Source organism: Methylorubrum thiocyanatum, from assembly GCA_014138645.1.
GTDB lineage: Bacteria > Pseudomonadota > Alphaproteobacteria > Rhizobiales > Beijerinckiaceae > Methylobacterium > Methylobacterium thiocyanatum.
This window is the reverse complement of sequence record JACJIB010000005.1, coordinates 98,411-112,689: the sequence shown is the minus strand read 5'-3', so window position 1 is coordinate 112,689 and position 14,279 is coordinate 98,411. Positions and strand designations below refer to the sequence as shown.

Below are 14,279 nucleotides of genomic sequence, written 5' to 3'. Positions count from 1 at the left end.
GTGTCGAAGAGGGCGGCGTCAGTAGCCGGGATCGTCGCCGAACAGGTAGTCGGGATCGCGGCGGCGCTGGCGGGCGCGGGCGCCGCCGTCATCGTCGAAGGGCGAGCCGAACGGCACCGGATTGACCTGCCCGTAGCGGTCGCGGCCGGGCCAAGCCTGCGGCTCCTCCCTGCGGTCGCGGCGCAGGCCCCAGGGGTCGTCCGTCTCGGCACTGCGCCGCTGCGCGAAGGGGTCTTCGGTGGGCCGGCGCCCACCCGGCAGGTTGCCGAAGAGGTCGCCCGCGACATCCGCTCCGTCCTCGGCATTGCCGTAATCGCCGTCCTCGGCATCGGGCCGCATGGCGTAGAGCGTGTCGCGCGGCACCAGCGCGTATTGGGTGTCGGCGACCTGCCCCCCCTTGAGGCGGAAATGCTCGATGACGCCGCCGCCGGCCACGCGCTGGCCGCTCCGCGGCTCGATCGGCAGGTCGGCGATGAGCGCCTTCGCCTCGGGCGAGGGCGGCGCCAGCGGCGTGCGCGCCACGCCGTTGGCCCAGGCCGCCTGGAAGATCGCCCGCGCAATCGGCACCGAGACGTGGCCGCCGGTCTGGCCGCGGCCGAGGGTGCGGCGCACGCCGTCGGCGTTGTCGTAGCCGGCCCAGACGACGACGGTGATCTCGTTGGAGAAGCCGGCGAACCACGCGTCGTTCTCGTTCTCCGACGTACCGGTCTTGCCGGCGACGTAGGGAGAGATGCCGGAGAGCGCCGCGGCGGTGCCGTGCTGGGTCACGCCCTGGAGCATGGTCTTGAGCTGGTAGAAGGCGACCCGGTCGGCCGAGCCGATCCGCACCGGCGCCTTGCCGGGATGGCTGTAGACCGGCCGGCCGTCGCGCTCGACCGCCTCCAGGGCGTAGGCGCTCGGGCGTGCCCCCTCGTTGGCGATGGCGGCGTAGAAGCTCGCCAGATCGATCATCCGCACCGGCTGGGCGCCGAGCACGAAGGGATAGTAGCGCTCGCACTCGGCGTAGAGCTGGGCCTCCAGCGCGATGTCGCAGACCCGCTGCAGGCTGTCGGGCGCCTTTTGAGCGATGCCGCCCTGGAGCAGGCGGGCGGTGACGAGGTTCTTGGAGAATTCGAGCCCGCGCCGGATCGTCGTCGCCCCCGAGCCGCCGCCGTCGTAGTTCTTGGGCGACCAGGAATCGCCGACCCCGCCGATGGGCGGCAGGGTTACGGGTGCGTCCATCACCAGGGTGTTGGGCTGAAGCCCGGCGTTCAGCGCGGCGAGATAGGTCAGCGGCTTCAGGGTCGAGCCCGGCTGGCGCACGGTCTGCGTCACCCGGTTGAGCTGGCTCAGGGGATAGGAGAAGCCCCCGCTCATCGCCAGGATCTTGCCCGTGCGGTTCTCCAGCACGATGGCCGCACCCTGCACCGTGGGGCGCACCCGCAGGTCGGCGCGGGGGCTGCCCTTGCCCTCGCGCAGGCGCACCCGCACGGCGTCGTAGAGCTGAAGCTTTCCGCGCGCCGGGCCGGGCTCCAGGCTCGCGATGCGGCCGTCGGGCAGGCCGACCCGGGTGCCGTTCTTGCCGGTCTGGAGCACGACGGCGAGCGGCCAGCGCACGTCGTAGAGAGGCGGCCGGGCGGAGATCAGCGCGCGCTGCCAAGAGGGCTGCCTTGTGGGCTGTCTTGCGGGCTGCACCGCCGACTTGGCCGGCGCCTTCGCCGCGGCCGCCTTCCGGCTCCCCTTCTGCGCCTCGGGCGCGGGTGCCGGCTCGGCGGCGGGTTCCGGCACGGGGGCGGCGGCCTCGATCCGCTTGATCGCTTCGGACAGATTCAGCTCCGGCCCCTCGTAGCGGGCGCGGCCGGTGCCGCGCTCGTAGGTGGCGAGGCCCTCCTGCAGCGCGCCCTCCAGCGCGCTCTGCAGGCCCGCATTCACCGTGGCGCGCAGCGTGTATGAGGCGTTGGTGAGCGATTCGAGCCCGGCGAAGGTTCGCGCCTCGCGGGCGAGATGATCGACGAGGTAGAAGCCGGAATCCTGGCGCGCGGCGTCCGGCGGCTTGATGCCGAGATCCGCGGCCATCGCCGTATTCATCTCCGCCTCGGTGATGGTGCCCTCTTCCTTCATCCGGCTGAGCACGTAGGCGCGCCGTTCCCGCGCCCGCTCGGGGTACTTGTCGGGGCTGTAGTAGTTCGGCCCCTTCGGCAGGCCGGCGAGCAGGGCGGCCTCGGGCAGCGTCAGCGCGCCCACCGACTTCCCGAACCAGCTCCGCGCGGCCATCTCGATGCCGTAGGCGCCGCGGCCGAGATAGATCCCGTTGAGGTAGAGCCCCAAAATCTGCGGCTTGGTCTGGAGGCGCTCCAGCCGCGAGGCCACGATCATCTCGCGGATCTTGCGCTCGTAAGTGACGTCGTCGCCCACCGACAGGTTCTTCACCACCTGCTGCGTGATCGTCGAGCCGCCGGCCGGGCGCCCCGGCGAGGCGAGATTGCCGACGAAGGCGCGGATCACCCCGCGCTCGTCGATCCCGTGATGCTGGTAGAAGCGCTTGTCCTCGGCCGCGACGAAAGCCTTCTGCACGAGGTCGGGTACGCCGCTGATCGGCACGACGAGGCGGCGCCCATGCGTCTCGAAGGTCTCGGAATAGGGCTTGCCCGCCGCATCGAGGATCACGCTGGCGCTGGGCAGCTTGATGTCGCGCAGGGCCTCGGCCGAGGGCAGATCCTTCACGGCGTTGTTGTAGAAGGCGATCACCGCTCCCGCCTCGAAGGGCGAATTGGCCGGGTTCTCGCCCTTGCAGAACTGCTTGTAGCTCGTGTTCAGCTCGGTGAGATCGAGCCCGTGCAGGATCTTGGGCGCGTTATCGCCGGCCACCGCACTCGGATCCTCCATCGCGGTGGAGATCAGCTCGTCGAGATTGATGTCCTCGATGTCGAAGGACTTGCGCATGTGGGCGCAGCCGTCGCGCAGGATCGCCACGACCTCCGCGCCGTCCTTGGCGGGATCGAACTGGGTCCGCACCGCGTCGGGCCGCGTCGTGACCTGGGACAGGGTCAGCGCGGTCGCGAACAGCTTGATCAGGATGGCGTTCATCGAACGTGTAGGGACCCCGGGCCGGCACGCGACGGACAGCGTGTCGGCGCCGATCAAGCGGCGCACAACGCGGCTGATTTATGGACGCGCTTGCCTGAACGCCACCGGGCGGGATTGCGCCGCCGTCGGGTGTCGATGGAGGGACATCTCACGAGAAAGGGGCGACCGCTTCGCGCGATCGCCCCCGAAATCCACCCGCCCCGCGAGGATCGACGCCGATCAGCGCAGGAGCTGGAGGATGCCCTGCTGCGCCTGGTTGGCGAGCGACAGCGCCGAGATGCCGAGCGACTGGCGCGTCGACAGCGCCTGGGAATTGGCCGCCTCCTCGTTGAGGTCGGCGTTGGTCAGGTTCGACGCGCCGGTATCGAGGATGTTGACGAGCCGCTTGGTGAAGTCCTGGCGGTTCTGCACCACGGAGAGGTTCGAACCGAAGGTCGAGCTTGCCGTGCGCAGGGTGTCCGAGGCGCCGGTCAGGCTGGTCAGCGTGCCCTTGATGTCGGCGTCGAGCAGGAAGTTGCCCTGGCCGTTCACCGTCGAACCGGAATTGCCGGTGATGGGATCGAGATCGAGGCCGTCGGCCGTCAGATCCTGCCCCTGCACGTCGAGGTTGGCGGTGTCGCGTTCGTTGAAGGCGATGTGCAGCTTGTTCGAGGGATCGCCGTTGCTGATCAGGTTCACGCCGTTGAAGCTCGAATCCTTGGCGAGCTGCGTGATCTGGATCAGCAGGCTGTTGTACTGCTCGGCCAGCTTGTTGCGGGTCTCCACGCCCGAGATGGTCAGGTTGGCGCTGTTGCTCGCGGCCGTGTTGCCGGTGCCGTACTTGTTGGCCGTGTCGGTCCCGGTCCCGGCGGTGAAGCCGAGAGCCGTCTGACCGGCCGTCGATGCGAACTCGATCGCCGCGCTGGCGTTCAGCACGATCTTCTTGCCGGTCGTGTCCTTGGAGAACATCGTCGAGCCGGCCTGCGTGTTCAGCGCCGTGATCGCCGTGTCGATCGTATCGCCGGTGGCGATGGTCGCGGTCTTGCTCGTGCCGTTGACGTAGAAGGTGACGGTGGCGTTGGTCGCGGCGGTGAAGTCGTTGGCCGCGGTGCCGGTCGTCGTGATCTGCGTCGACAGCGCCTGGTTGGCGGTGGACTTCGCCGAGTCGATCAGCTTCTGGATCGAGGTGATGCCCTGGTTGGCCGCCTGGATCGTCTGGATGCCGTTGGAGATCGAGTCGAGCAGCGAGCCGAGGTCGCCCGAGCGGCTGTTGAAGGACTGCGCGGTGAAGAAGTTGACGGGGTTGTCGAGGGCCGACGAGACCTTCAGGCCCGTCGCCAGACGGTTCTGGGTGGTGGCGGTCAGCGCCGAAGTGTCCTGCAGCGAGAGCAGGTTCTGGCGCGTGGCGGCGGAGAGCGTGACGCTGGAAGACATGGGTAACAACCCCGTTCAGATCGATACCGACCCGGCATTAGGGTTAATTCACCACGCATTCGGTTGCCGTAGCGTTAACGATCCCTTCCTGAGCGCAGATTCTTCGATTTTCCAACGAGAGAGCGGCCGGGACAAGGTCCCAGCCGTCTCATTCACCAATGTTTGACGTCTCAGGCGACGGGATCAGCGCAGGAGCTGCAGGATGCTCTGCTGCGCTTGGTTCGCGAGCGACAGCGCCGAGATGCCGAGCGACTGACGGGTCGAGAGCGCCTGGGAGTTGGCCGCCTCGAGGTTGAGATCGGCGTTGGTTAGGTTTGCCGCGCCGGTATCGAGCACGTTGATCAGGTTCTTCGAGAAGGTCTGACGGTTCTGCACGACGGAGAGGTTCGAGCCGAAGGTCGAGCTCGCCGTGCGCAGGGTGTCCGAACCGGACGACAGCTTGGTCAGCGTGCCCTTGATGTCGGCGTCGAGCAGGAAGTTGCCCTTGCCGTCCGCGGTCGCACCCGAATTGCCAGTGATTGCGTCGAGGTCAAGACCATCGGAGGTCAGGTCCTGGCCCTGCACGTCGAGGTTCGAGCTGTCCTTCTCGTTGAAGGCGATGTGCAGCTTGTTCGAGGCGTCGCCGTTGCTGATCAGGTTGGTGCCGTTGAAGCTCGAATCCTTGGCGAGCTGCGTGATCTGGGTCAGCAGGCTGTTGTACTGCTCGGCCAGCTTCTTGCGGGCTTCGACACCCGAAACGGTCAGGTCCGTGCCGGCGCTGATGGTATCGTTGCTGGAACCGTACTTGTTCGCTGTCGAGGTCGAGCCGGCGGCAAAGCCCAGCGCGGTCTGATCGGCCGAAGTCTTGAACTCCACGGCAGCGCTGGCGTTCAGCACGATCTTCTTGCCGGTCGTGTCCTTCGAGAACATCGTCGAGCCGGCCTGCGTGTTGAGCTCAGTGATGGCGGCGTCGATCGTCGCAGCAGTGACGGTACCGCCGATGCTCGCAGTCTTGGCCGTGCCATTGACGTAGAAGTTGACGGTGGTGGCGCTGCTGCTGGAGGCGGTAAAATCGCTGGTCGCCGTGCCCGTGGTGGTGATCTGGGTCGACAGCGCCTGGTTGGCGGTGGACTTGGCCGAGTCGATCAGCTTCTGGATCGAGGTGATGCCCTGGTTGGCCGCCTGGATCGCCTGGATGCCGTTCGAGATGCCGTCGAGCAGGCCGCCGAGATCGGTCGAGCGGTTCGACAGGTTCTGCGCGGTGAAGAAGTTGACGGGGTTGTCGAGGGCGGAGGAAACCTTGAGGCCGGTGGCGAGGCGGTTCTGGGTGGTGGCGGTCAGGGCCGAGGTGTCCTGCAGCGAGAGCAGGTTCTGACGCGTGGCGGCCGAAAGCGTGATGCCGGAAGACATGGGGGCGATCCTTGTGGGTCTTGATGCCGCCCTTTTGGCGACACCCGGACCCTCCATCCTGCGCCTTGCCGAGAGCTTAATCCGATCGTCCGATTCCGCCGCTTTTGCCTGTCGAGCCCAAGCATCGCGCAAGGCCCTGCGATCATGGTTAAGAGAAGCTCACGACTTTTGCTTCGTTTCGCCCCTCCAAGGATTTGTTCATCATGGCACTGCGCATCGAACTGAAGCCGCAGGAGCGGCTGATCATCAATGGCGCCTTGATCCGCAACGGCGATCGCCGCTCGACCTTCGTGATCGAGAACCAGTGCAAGTTCCTGCGCGAGAGCGAGATCCTCACCGAGTCCGAAGCCGACACCGCCGCCAAGCGGCTCTGCGTCACGCTCCAGTTCATCTATCTCGCCGACAACCCGCCGGAGGCCGAGGATCTGTTCGTGCGCCAAGCGACCGAGATCATGAAGGCCTCGCCGAGCATGGGGCCCTACATCCTCGCGATCCAGGATGAGCTCTCGGCGCACCAGTATCACCGCGCGATCAAGCGCGGGCGCGAGCTGATCGCCTACGAGCGCCAGCTCCTCGACCATCTCGCGGCGCACTCCGCCGAGCCTTCGCCGCAGGGCTGAGCGGCGCCGCGCGAGCCCGGCCGTCTCAGACGATGCCGCTCTTCTCGTAGGGCCAGGGCTTGCCGAGATGGGCGGCGACCCGGGCGGCATCGGAGCCGACCGCCTCGACCGCCGCCTGCACCTGCTCGGCGGGAACCTCGAACCGCCGCGCCCAGTAGGCGCGGTCGCGCGGCGCGTCGAGAATCACTTGGGCGGGATCGCCGCTGACCGCGTGCCCCTCGTCGGACGCTTCCTGCACCATGCCCCGCTTCTCCCGATCGCGCCCGCACGCAGACGCGGGCCAATGGCAACGAAACCGGCGGGCGGGGTGGGATGGTTCCGGCAGGGCCCTTCGATTCACGCCTCGCGCGGGGCTGCGGCCGGCCGCAGGCGCGCCGGAGAGGCCGGCGCGGGCGCGATGTGGAAGGCGGCCGGGCGCCGGAACAGAAAGTCGAGGCGCGTGCCGCGCACCAGCCGCTCGAAGCCGAGCGGGACGAGAACCGCCGCCGCGGTGACGATCAGGCTCGCGAGACCGACATCGAGGGCGAGATCGGGCCGGGCCTCGTTGAACTTGACGATCACGGTGCGGGTCAGCGCCATCGGCAGGAAGAAGCCGAGATAGATTACGATCGAGCGCTCGCCGCAGGCGCGCAGGGCCGCGGTGACGGGCCCGCCCGCCCGAGTCATCAGGCTGGCGAAGGCGACGATGGCGAGCGCCCCGACGGTGCCGAGCGCGAGGCTTACCACCGGCAGGCGCGCGAGCGTCGGCGCCGCTTCGATCCCCGTCGGCGTGAACACAAACACGGCTTCCAGCACCGCCCACAGGGCAAGGCCGGCGAGTGCCAGACCCGCCCGCGCGCGCACCCCGTCGGCGAAACGGAAGATCGCCTCGGCGAAGAGGGTGCCGCCGAGGAAATAGACGTAGCGCTCGCAGAACTCGTCGAGGAGTTCGGGCAAGCCGCTCGTGGGCAGGATCTGCAGCACCGCCGCCGCGACGAGCAGCACGGCCGGCGGCACCCGGCGGTGGAGCAGCTTCGTCACCACCGAGAAGACCGCCAGCAGGTAGACGAACCACAGAGTCGAGTAGGGCACGACGAGCGCCTCGGCGAGGTGCAGGCCGAAGGCGGCGAGCTTGTCCGCCGGCCCCTCCGCCCCGGCCACGATCGCGCCGGCCTTGAACAGCGACTGGATCACCACCCACAGGGCGTAGAAATAGGCGAAGTGGACCACGCGCCGGTCGGCGAACAGGCGCCAGTCGCGGTCGATCACCCGTCCGAGGAAGAGGCCCGAGAGCAGGAAGAAGTCGGGGATCCGGAACGGTCTGGCGAATTCCACGACATCGTGCAGGACGCCCTCGCCGCCCAGGGCCTCGCCGGTGCCCAGCGTCGAATGCATCATCACGACGAGGATGATGCACAGGCCCTTGGCGACATCGACCCAGGCGAGCCGGGCGGCTTCCTCGGGAAGCGGACGGATCGGCCGGGTGGCCACACTGGGCGCTGCGTCCATGGGGATGGACCTCGTGCGGAGAGGATCGAGCCTCGAGCGTCGCATCCGAGGGTTAAGGGCGGCCCAGCGCCACGCGGCGATCTCACTGCGCGGTTAATGTCCCGCCAAGGGCCTTGCCAAGGCTCGTCGAGATCCTTGGCGGCGGCTGCCGGCTCGCGGCGGATTTTTCGAAGGGATAGCGCCGACACTCTCGGCGGACGTTCCGGCTCGAGGCCGGGAACCGATCCATACGGGAATGGCTTTGGGATCAGCTCAAGGCCGCTCCTTCGTTCCATGCCGCAAAGGAAAGTCTTCAAAGAGAAATCTTCGCCCCCCGCGCGGACAGGGTTCGCTAGCGGTGAACCAATCCTCAGAAATGGTTCTGTCTGGCGATGGCGCGCCCGACGGCCCAAAGCAGAGAATCGACCGCCAGCCGCAGCGCGGACCTCTCGTGCTCACCCACGTCGTCGACCGCGCGCCGTGCCTGAAGCGCGTAGGTTGCGAGACGCTCGAGCGGCGGTTCGTTCTTGTGCAGGGCGAAGAACGTGCGATCCTCGACCGGCCAGTTGGGCTTGCTTTCGGTCGTGTTGACGACGATGCCGCGCCCGACGACTCCTCCCGTCTGCTCATCGCGCTCGAAATGGCCCCGGGCGAGGACCCACTGCACCCCTCTCGCACCCGAGCTGACGCGGTATTCACCCACGAACACGCCGCCATGCTCGCTGACGCGATCGAGGCTGGTAAAAAACGCCTCCCGGTCGGCCGGCAGGATCGCCTCGACATAAGCCGCCAGGGGCAATCCGAGCGCGGCCTGCATCGAATCGAGATTGAACAACGCGGCCGTGACGGCGTCGGCAACGGTTCGATCATTGCCGAGGTCTGTTTCCCAAATTCCAACTTGGGAGGCAATAAGAGCGTCAGGTAATGATCCCATCCAATATCGACGTGTATCAAATGGCATACCGCGACACCCTTCGCACGTTAATCCAAGATAGTGACCAATGAAGAAACCTGCATCATTTTTCGGATGACGTTACCTGAGAGCACGGACAGTCGAGGGCCATGAGCGTATACCCTCCCCGGAATCAGGACAGGTCCGTTCCTGTGACGAAATCGAATCGCTTGCGTGAACTCGCGGATGTGCTCGGCGTTCCAGTTGCCGCATTCCGCAACTCAAAAGATTGTTACCACCTGCATGTCGATCCGGCTGGAACGCGCTGGATCTTGACACTCGATGCGCAGGGCAAACCCATCGTGCGCCGAAGCGGCGGAGATGACGGTCAGACGTCGATCGAGGAATGCGTCTTTCTGTTCATGCGCCGTGAGGAAGAAACCCCACAGCGGGACGCGCTGATCGCTCTCATCGAACGGCTTCTTACGACGCAGCTTCAAGATTGATGCGATGTTTGCTCGATCGAACCCATCGGCTGGCGGGAGCACTCGAGTAGGGCCCGCATCCGCCCTTCGCGAAGAGATCACCCGGATCTGGATCGGCGCTCGTCCGCTTCCAGGCCGATCAGTGGGATGACCGGTCGCCCCGCCGCGCGCGGGTCAGGCGGGTGGGGGCGTGGAAATCGTCGGGCTTGCCCCGCACCCATTCGAGGAAGCGGGCGATCTCGGGATCGGCACGCAGGGCCTCGACCTCGGCCAGGCGGCGAGCGATCTCGGCCTCGCTGTAGCGGGCATGGATCGCCGAGTGACAGATCTGATGGAGCCGCACCGTCGCTCCGTGGGCGCCGCCCTTCAGCTTCGGCGTGAGGTGATGCAGGCTCTGGCGCGCGTGGCGCGGGATCGGCCGCTCGCAGAGCGGGCAGACGGGAACCGTCGCCGGCTTTGGTCCGTGCGTCTCCGGATCCTCGTCCCGCCAGCGACGAGAGCGCCGCCCCACCACGCCGTATCTCCCCGTCCTGCCCCAGCCCCGGCGGGAAAACGGGTGGAAGGCTACCCGGCTCCCACCGCTGGCCGCGTCACGTGCGCCGACGCGATTCCCGTGCGCGTCTTGTTGCGGGGAAGGCTGCGGGCTACCCCTGGGCACGGGCGGCAGCACGGATGCGCGGCATGAAACGGACGACGATCGATTCCAAGCTTTCCGTGGCCGGGCAGCCGAGCCCGGCGGAGATCGCGGCGCTGGCGGATGAGGGCGTGAGCCTCCTCATCAACAACCGTCCCGACGGCGAGGAGCCGGGCCAGCCCGGTTCGGCGGCCGAGCGCGCGGCGGCGGAGGCGGCGGGCCTGCACTACCTCGACCTGCCGGTGACCGGCCCGACGATCACCCGCGCGGCGGTGGAACGCTTCCACGCGGCGGTCGAGGCGGCGCCGGGTCCGGTCGTCGCCCATTGCCGCAGCGGCACGCGCTCGCTGACGCTCTGGGCGATCGGCGAGGTGCTCGCCGGACGCATGGCGCGGAATGAGGTGGCGGCCTACGGCGCCCGCCACGGCTTCGACCTCTCCGGCGCCGAGCGCTGGCTCGACGCCAACGCCGGCTGACGGACAAGCCCGCTACGCCCCCGCCATGGTCAGGATCAGCGGCCCGTTGCGCGTGGCGACGACGGTGTGCTCGTATTGCACCGTGAGGGCGCGCGGCCGGCTGTAGAGGGTCCAGGGGTCACCGCCGTCCTCGGCGAAGTCGGCACCGAGCGACAGGAACGGCTCCACCGTCAGCACCATCCCCTCCGTCATGATCCGGCGCTCGGACGGGTCGGGCCAGGTCGCGATCTCGGTGGGCTCCTCGTGCAGCGACAGGCCGACGCCGTGGCTCGCGAGGTTGCGCACGAGGGTGTAGCCGTTCTTGCCGGCGAAGGTGCCCACGGCCCGGCCGATGCCCGAGAGCGGCTTGCCGGCGCCGACCTGACGCAGGCCGGCCCACATCGCCCGGCGCCCGTCCTTGCACAGCCGCTCGACCCGGCGCGTCACCGGCGGCACGGCGAAGGAGGCGCCCGTATCGGCGAAGTAGCCGTCCTTCTCGGCGGAGACGTCGATATTGACCAAGTCACCCGGTCCGATCCGGCGGTCGCCCGGGATGCCGTGCGCGATCTCCTCGTTGACGCTGATGCAGGTCGCCCCGGGAAAGCCGTAGACCGTCTCGGGCGCCGAACGCGCTCCGGCCGCCTCCAGGAAGGCCCGGCCGACCCCGTCGAGGTCGCGCGTGGTCATGCCGGGCTCGATGGCCCGGCCCATGACCTCCAGCGTCTCGGCGACGATGCGTCCGATCCGCTTCAGCCCCGCCAACTCGTCGTCGTTCGATACCGTCATGCCGGCGCCCTCCGCACCGCCGGAGGAGGCTCCGACCCCGCGCTTCTGCCATCTTTGCGGGGCCCGGCGAAACCGTCGAGGCGGCGCGGGCCGCGTCTCAATGCGCCGCCGGCGCGCCGCCGCCGAGCTTCACCGTCTTGAGGATGAGCGCCAGCGGCACGAGGCCGGCGGTCAGCACGGCCAGCACCCAGAACACGTCGATATAGGCCCAGTAGGCGACCTGGGTCGCGAGTTGCTGGCCGATCCAGGCGACCGCCTGGTTCTGCGCGTCGGGGCCGGCGAAGCCGTGCTGCTGGAAGTAGCGCGTCGCCTGGGACAGGGTCTGCTGGTAGGCCGGGCTCGAGGGATCGAGCGTGTCCACGAGCCGGCTCTGGTGGAACTGGCTGCGATAGGCCAGCACGTTCTGGGCGAGCGATACGCCCATCGAGCCGCCGACATTGCGCGCCACGTTGATGAGCGCCGAGGCTTGGTCGGTCTTGTCCTTCGGCAGGCCCTCGTAGGAGGCCGAGGTCACCGAGAGGAAGATCATCGGCAGGCCGATGCCGATATAGATCCGCGACCACGCGAAGAAGCCGAAGGTCGTGTCGCCGTAGAGCCGGGTCAGGTCGTAGAGGCCCAACGCCACGATGATCCCGCCCGCGGCGATCAGCCATTTCGGCTGGATGAAGGAGGAGACGCGGCCGACCACGAGCATCGAGACCACGGTCATGATGCCGCCGGGCCCGAGCACCAGCCCTGACAAGGTGGCGGTGTAGCCGTAATATTCCTGGGTGATCTGGGGGATGAACTGCGTGGTGGAGATCAGCACCGCGCCGGTGAAGAGCATCACCACGAAGCAGGCGCTGAACTGCCGCCGCTTGAGCAGCCTGAGATCGATGACCGGGTTCTTCGCGGTGAGCAGCCACGGCATCATCGCCAGGAACGAGACGACGGTGAGCACGCCGAACACGTTCATCAGGGTCGATGTGCCGAACCAATCCTTGCGCTGGCCCTCGTCGAGGATGACCTCGAGCGAGCCGAGGAAGGTCGCGACCAGAAGAAAGCCGACGAGATCGAAGCGTATCCCCTTTTCCCGCAGGGCACGCCGCTCCCGCTTGGCCGCCTCGCTGTCCTCGATCAACCAGTACATCAGCGCCAGCGCGATCACGCCGACGGGGCCGTTGATCAGGAAGCACCAGTGCCAGGAGGCGTTGTCGGAGAGCCAGCCGCCCAGCGTCGGGCCGATCACCGGCGCCACCACGATGGCGACCCCGTAGAGGGCGAAGGCTTGGCCCCGCTTCCCGGGGGGAAAGGAATCGGCCAGGATCGATTGCGCCAGGGGTGCCATGCCGCCGCCGCCGAGCCCCTGGAGCACCCGGAAGAACAGCAGCGATTCCAGGCTCCAGGCGAAGCCGCACAGGACCGACGAGAGCGTGAACAGGGCCACGCTCCACATGAAGAAGGCCTTGCGGCCGTAGCGCTTGGCGAGGAAGCTCGATGCGATCAGCGTGATCGCGTTGGCCACGAGATAGCTCGTCACCACCCAGGCGGATTCATCCGGCCCCACCGCGAGGGCGCCGGAGATGTAGCGCAGCGCGACGTTGGCGATCGTGGTGTCGAGCACCTCCATGAAGGTCGCGAGCGCCACGACGAGCGCGACGATCCAGGGATTGTGGCCTCCCGGAGCCTTCGCCTGACCGCCCGCAGTTCGGGCCGCCGAGCCGCTCACCGGACGTGGGCCCTCGGCACGACCGACATGCCGGGGCCGATCGCGACATCGCTCGGCCAGTTGTCGACCACGATCTTCACGGGAATGCGCTGCGTCACCTTCACGTAGTTTCCGGTGGCGTTCTGCGCCGGCAGCAGGCTGAAGGCGGTGCCGGAGCCCGGCTGCACCGAGGCGATCCGGCCGGTGATCCGGCGGTTCGGGTAGGCGTCGATCGTGATGTCGACGGGCTGGCCCGGCCGCATGTCGGTGATCTGCGTCTCCTTGTAGTTCGCCGTCACCCAGATCTCGTCGGGCACGAACATCGACAGGCTCTGGCCGGCCTGGGCGTATTCGCCGACGGCACCGGTGAGGCGCACCACGCGGCCGCCTTGCGCGGCCGTCACGGTGGTGTAGCCGAGGTTGAGCCGGGCTTGGTCGCGCTGCGCCTCCGCCTGCGCACGCTGCGCTTCGGCGCTGGCGCGCTGAGCCTGAAGCGAGCCGATCTGCTTCTGGGCGGCGACCACGTTCGCCTTCGCGTTCGCCAGGGAGGCCTGGCGCTGTTCCAGGGTCGAAGTCGAGGATTGCGACTGCTGGATCGTGCCGGCACCCCGCTCGGCGAGCTTCCGGTAGCGGTCGGCATCCTCCTCGGCGAAGGTCAGCGCCGCCTGCGCCGTCTCCACCTGGGCCTTGGCCGCCTCGACCTGCGCCTTCTGCGCCTCGATCTGGGCATCGACGTTACGGATCGAGGCCTGGGCCGCCTGAACCTGCGCCTCGGCCTGTTCGAGGGCGACGCGATAATCGCGCGGGTCGATCTGGAACAGCGTGTCGCCGGCCCTGACATGCTGGTTGTCGGTCACCGGCACGGCGACGACGTAGCCGCCGACCTTCGGTGCGACCGTGAAGCTGCGCGCATCCACGAAGGCGTCGTCGGTGGTCTCGTAGGGATGCAGGTTGATCAGCCAGTAGAAATAGACGGCCACACCGAGGGCCAGCACGGCGAGACCGCCGAGAACGAACCACCAGGGATGACGGCGCAGGACGCCCGGGCGTCCTGCGCCCTGCTCCTGATCCCGCTGCCCGTCATCACCGTCGGCGGCGTCGCGATCCGGGGCATCGTCCGCGCCGGGATGGGCGGTGTCTGGATGCAACCCGCCGGGAGCATCGCCGGCCTCGCGCGCCTCGGCAGCCCGCGTGGTCTCGGCGTCTGACCGGCGCGCAGGCGCGTCGGCCGGCTTAGCCTGCCGCTGATCGTCAAGCATCGGAAATGATTGCCGAAAGAGAGCCGGCCGAACAGGGCCGAGCCTCGGGTGAACCCGCCTCGATTGCCAAAGACACAAACGAGACCGAAGTTCCATCCCAAGCTCCACCTCCGACGGTTGCATCGA

The 14,279-nt window shown here is 68.0% G+C and carries 14 protein-coding genes; 4 read left to right on the top strand and 10 right to left on the bottom strand.

Features of this window, described 5'->3' with window-relative positions:
• Positions 1-18: 18 nt before the first annotated feature.
• The 3 genes from HNR51_RS14905 to HNR51_RS14895 form a co-directional block, all read right to left on the bottom strand.
• A complete protein-coding gene (locus HNR51_RS14905; protein ID WP_182555445.1) occupies positions 19-3,066 on the bottom strand; it encodes a penicillin-binding protein 1A in 3,048 nt (1,015 codons plus the stop codon).
• 219 nt (positions 3,067-3,285) lie between these two features.
• Positions 3,286-4,479 carry a flagellin N-terminal helical domain-containing protein gene (locus HNR51_RS14900; protein ID WP_182555444.1) on the bottom strand — a complete coding sequence of 398 codons (1,194 nt, stop codon included), beginning with the start codon at positions 4,477-4,479 and terminating at the stop codon, positions 3,286-3,288.
• A 183-nt stretch (positions 4,480-4,662) separates the two neighbouring features.
• Positions 4,663-5,868, bottom strand: a complete 1,206-nt coding sequence (locus HNR51_RS14895) for a flagellin N-terminal helical domain-containing protein (RefSeq protein WP_182555443.1) — start codon at positions 5,866-5,868, stop codon at positions 4,663-4,665.
• A gap of 203 nt (positions 5,869-6,071) precedes the next feature.
• On the opposite strand from HNR51_RS14895, the gene HNR51_RS14890 reads away from it, so the two are divergent.
• Positions 6,072-6,488, top strand: coding sequence for a flagellar biosynthesis repressor FlbT (locus tag HNR51_RS14890; RefSeq protein WP_182555442.1), 417 nt, complete (start codon positions 6,072-6,074; stop codon positions 6,486-6,488).
• Between the two features lie 25 nt (positions 6,489-6,513).
• Here the strand turns inward: HNR51_RS14890 and HNR51_RS14885 are convergent, their stop codons facing one another.
• The 3 genes from HNR51_RS14885 to HNR51_RS14875 all read right to left on the bottom strand — a co-directional run bounded on the left by HNR51_RS14885 (position 6,514) and on the right by HNR51_RS14875 (position 8,889).
• Positions 6,514-6,729 (bottom strand): DUF3606 domain-containing protein, encoded by a 216-nt coding sequence (locus HNR51_RS14885; RefSeq protein ID WP_012453117.1) that lies wholly within the window; start codon positions 6,727-6,729, stop codon positions 6,514-6,516.
• Positions 6,730-6,824: 95 nt separating this feature from the next.
• Positions 6,825-7,976 (bottom strand): acyltransferase family protein, encoded by a 1,152-nt coding sequence (locus HNR51_RS14880; protein WP_182555441.1) that lies wholly within the window; start codon positions 7,974-7,976, stop codon positions 6,825-6,827.
• A 349-nt stretch (positions 7,977-8,325) separates the two neighbouring features.
• Positions 8,326-8,889: a PAS domain-containing protein gene (locus HNR51_RS14875; RefSeq protein ID WP_182555440.1), complete on the bottom strand. Its 564-nt coding sequence runs from the start codon at positions 8,887-8,889 to the stop codon at positions 8,326-8,328.
• Between the two features lie 188 nt (positions 8,890-9,077).
• On the opposite strand from HNR51_RS14875, the gene HNR51_RS14870 reads away from it, so the two are divergent.
• The gene (locus HNR51_RS14870; RefSeq protein WP_182555439.1) at positions 9,078-9,353 is read left to right on the top strand and encodes a hypothetical protein; all 276 of its coding nucleotides are present in this window, start codon (positions 9,078-9,080) and stop codon (positions 9,351-9,353) included.
• Positions 9,354-9,471: 118 nt separating this feature from the next.
• Here HNR51_RS14870 and HNR51_RS14865 read toward each other — a convergent pair whose 3' ends face one another.
• Positions 9,472-9,846, bottom strand: a complete 375-nt coding sequence (locus HNR51_RS14865) for a restriction endonuclease (protein WP_012453120.1) — start codon at positions 9,844-9,846, stop codon at positions 9,472-9,474.
• Between the two features lie 167 nt (positions 9,847-10,013).
• Here HNR51_RS14865 and HNR51_RS14860 point away from each other — a divergent pair, with 167 nt between their 5' ends.
• Positions 10,014-10,442, top strand: a complete 429-nt coding sequence (locus HNR51_RS14860) for a protein tyrosine phosphatase family protein (protein WP_182555438.1) — start codon at positions 10,014-10,016, stop codon at positions 10,440-10,442.
• Between the two features lie 12 nt (positions 10,443-10,454).
• On the opposite strand, the gene map is transcribed toward HNR51_RS14860, so the two are convergent.
• From map to HNR51_RS14845, 3 genes are all read right to left on the bottom strand, one after another.
• Positions 10,455-11,207 (bottom strand): type I methionyl aminopeptidase, encoded by a 753-nt coding sequence (gene map, locus HNR51_RS14855; RefSeq protein WP_012453122.1) that lies wholly within the window; start codon positions 11,205-11,207, stop codon positions 10,455-10,457.
• Between the two features lie 97 nt (positions 11,208-11,304).
• Entirely contained in the window at positions 11,305-12,915 is a 1,611-nt protein-coding gene (locus HNR51_RS14850) for a DHA2 family efflux MFS transporter permease subunit (RefSeq protein WP_182555437.1), read from the bottom strand.
• Positions 12,912-13,874, bottom strand: a complete 963-nt coding sequence (locus HNR51_RS14845) for an HlyD family secretion protein (protein ID WP_436629353.1) — start codon at positions 13,872-13,874, stop codon at positions 12,912-12,914. The genes HNR51_RS14850 and HNR51_RS14845 overlap by 4 nt, the downstream gene beginning before the upstream one ends.
• Before the next feature lie 45 nt (positions 13,875-13,919).
• Here HNR51_RS14845 and HNR51_RS27015 point away from each other — a divergent pair, with 45 nt between their 5' ends.
• Complete coding sequence (locus HNR51_RS27015; protein WP_182555435.1) at positions 13,920-14,102, top strand: hypothetical protein; 183 nt, start codon at positions 13,920-13,922, stop codon at positions 14,100-14,102.
• Positions 14,103-14,279 lie beyond the last annotated feature (177 nt).

Coding starts and splice junctions, on each gene's coding strand:
- HNR51_RS14905 (WP_182555445.1), bottom strand. CDS start 3,066: ATGAACGCCATCCTGATCAAGCTGTTCGCGACCGCGCTGACCCTGTCC.
- HNR51_RS14900 (WP_182555444.1), bottom strand. CDS start 4,479: ATGTCTTCCAGCGTCACGCTCTCCGCCGCCACGCGCCAGAACCTGCTC.
- HNR51_RS27015 (WP_182555435.1), top strand. CDS start 13,920: ATGACGGCGCAGGACGCCCGGGCGTCCTGCGCCCTGCTCCTGATCCCG.
- HNR51_RS14880 (WP_182555441.1), bottom strand. CDS start 7,976: ATGGACGCAGCGCCCAGTGTGGCCACCCGGCCGATCCGTCCGCTTCCC.
- map (WP_012453122.1), bottom strand. CDS start 11,207: ATGACGGTATCGAACGACGACGAGTTGGCGGGGCTGAAGCGGATCGGA.
- HNR51_RS14885 (WP_012453117.1), bottom strand. CDS start 6,729: ATGGTGCAGGAAGCGTCCGACGAGGGGCACGCGGTCAGCGGCGATCCC.
- HNR51_RS14895 (WP_182555443.1), bottom strand. CDS start 5,868: ATGTCTTCCGGCATCACGCTTTCGGCCGCCACGCGTCAGAACCTGCTC.
- HNR51_RS14890 (WP_182555442.1), top strand. CDS start 6,072: ATGGCACTGCGCATCGAACTGAAGCCGCAGGAGCGGCTGATCATCAAT.
- HNR51_RS14875 (WP_182555440.1), bottom strand. CDS start 8,889: ATGGGATCATTACCTGACGCTCTTATTGCCTCCCAAGTTGGAATTTGG.
- HNR51_RS14860 (WP_182555438.1), top strand. CDS start 10,014: ATGAAACGGACGACGATCGATTCCAAGCTTTCCGTGGCCGGGCAGCCG.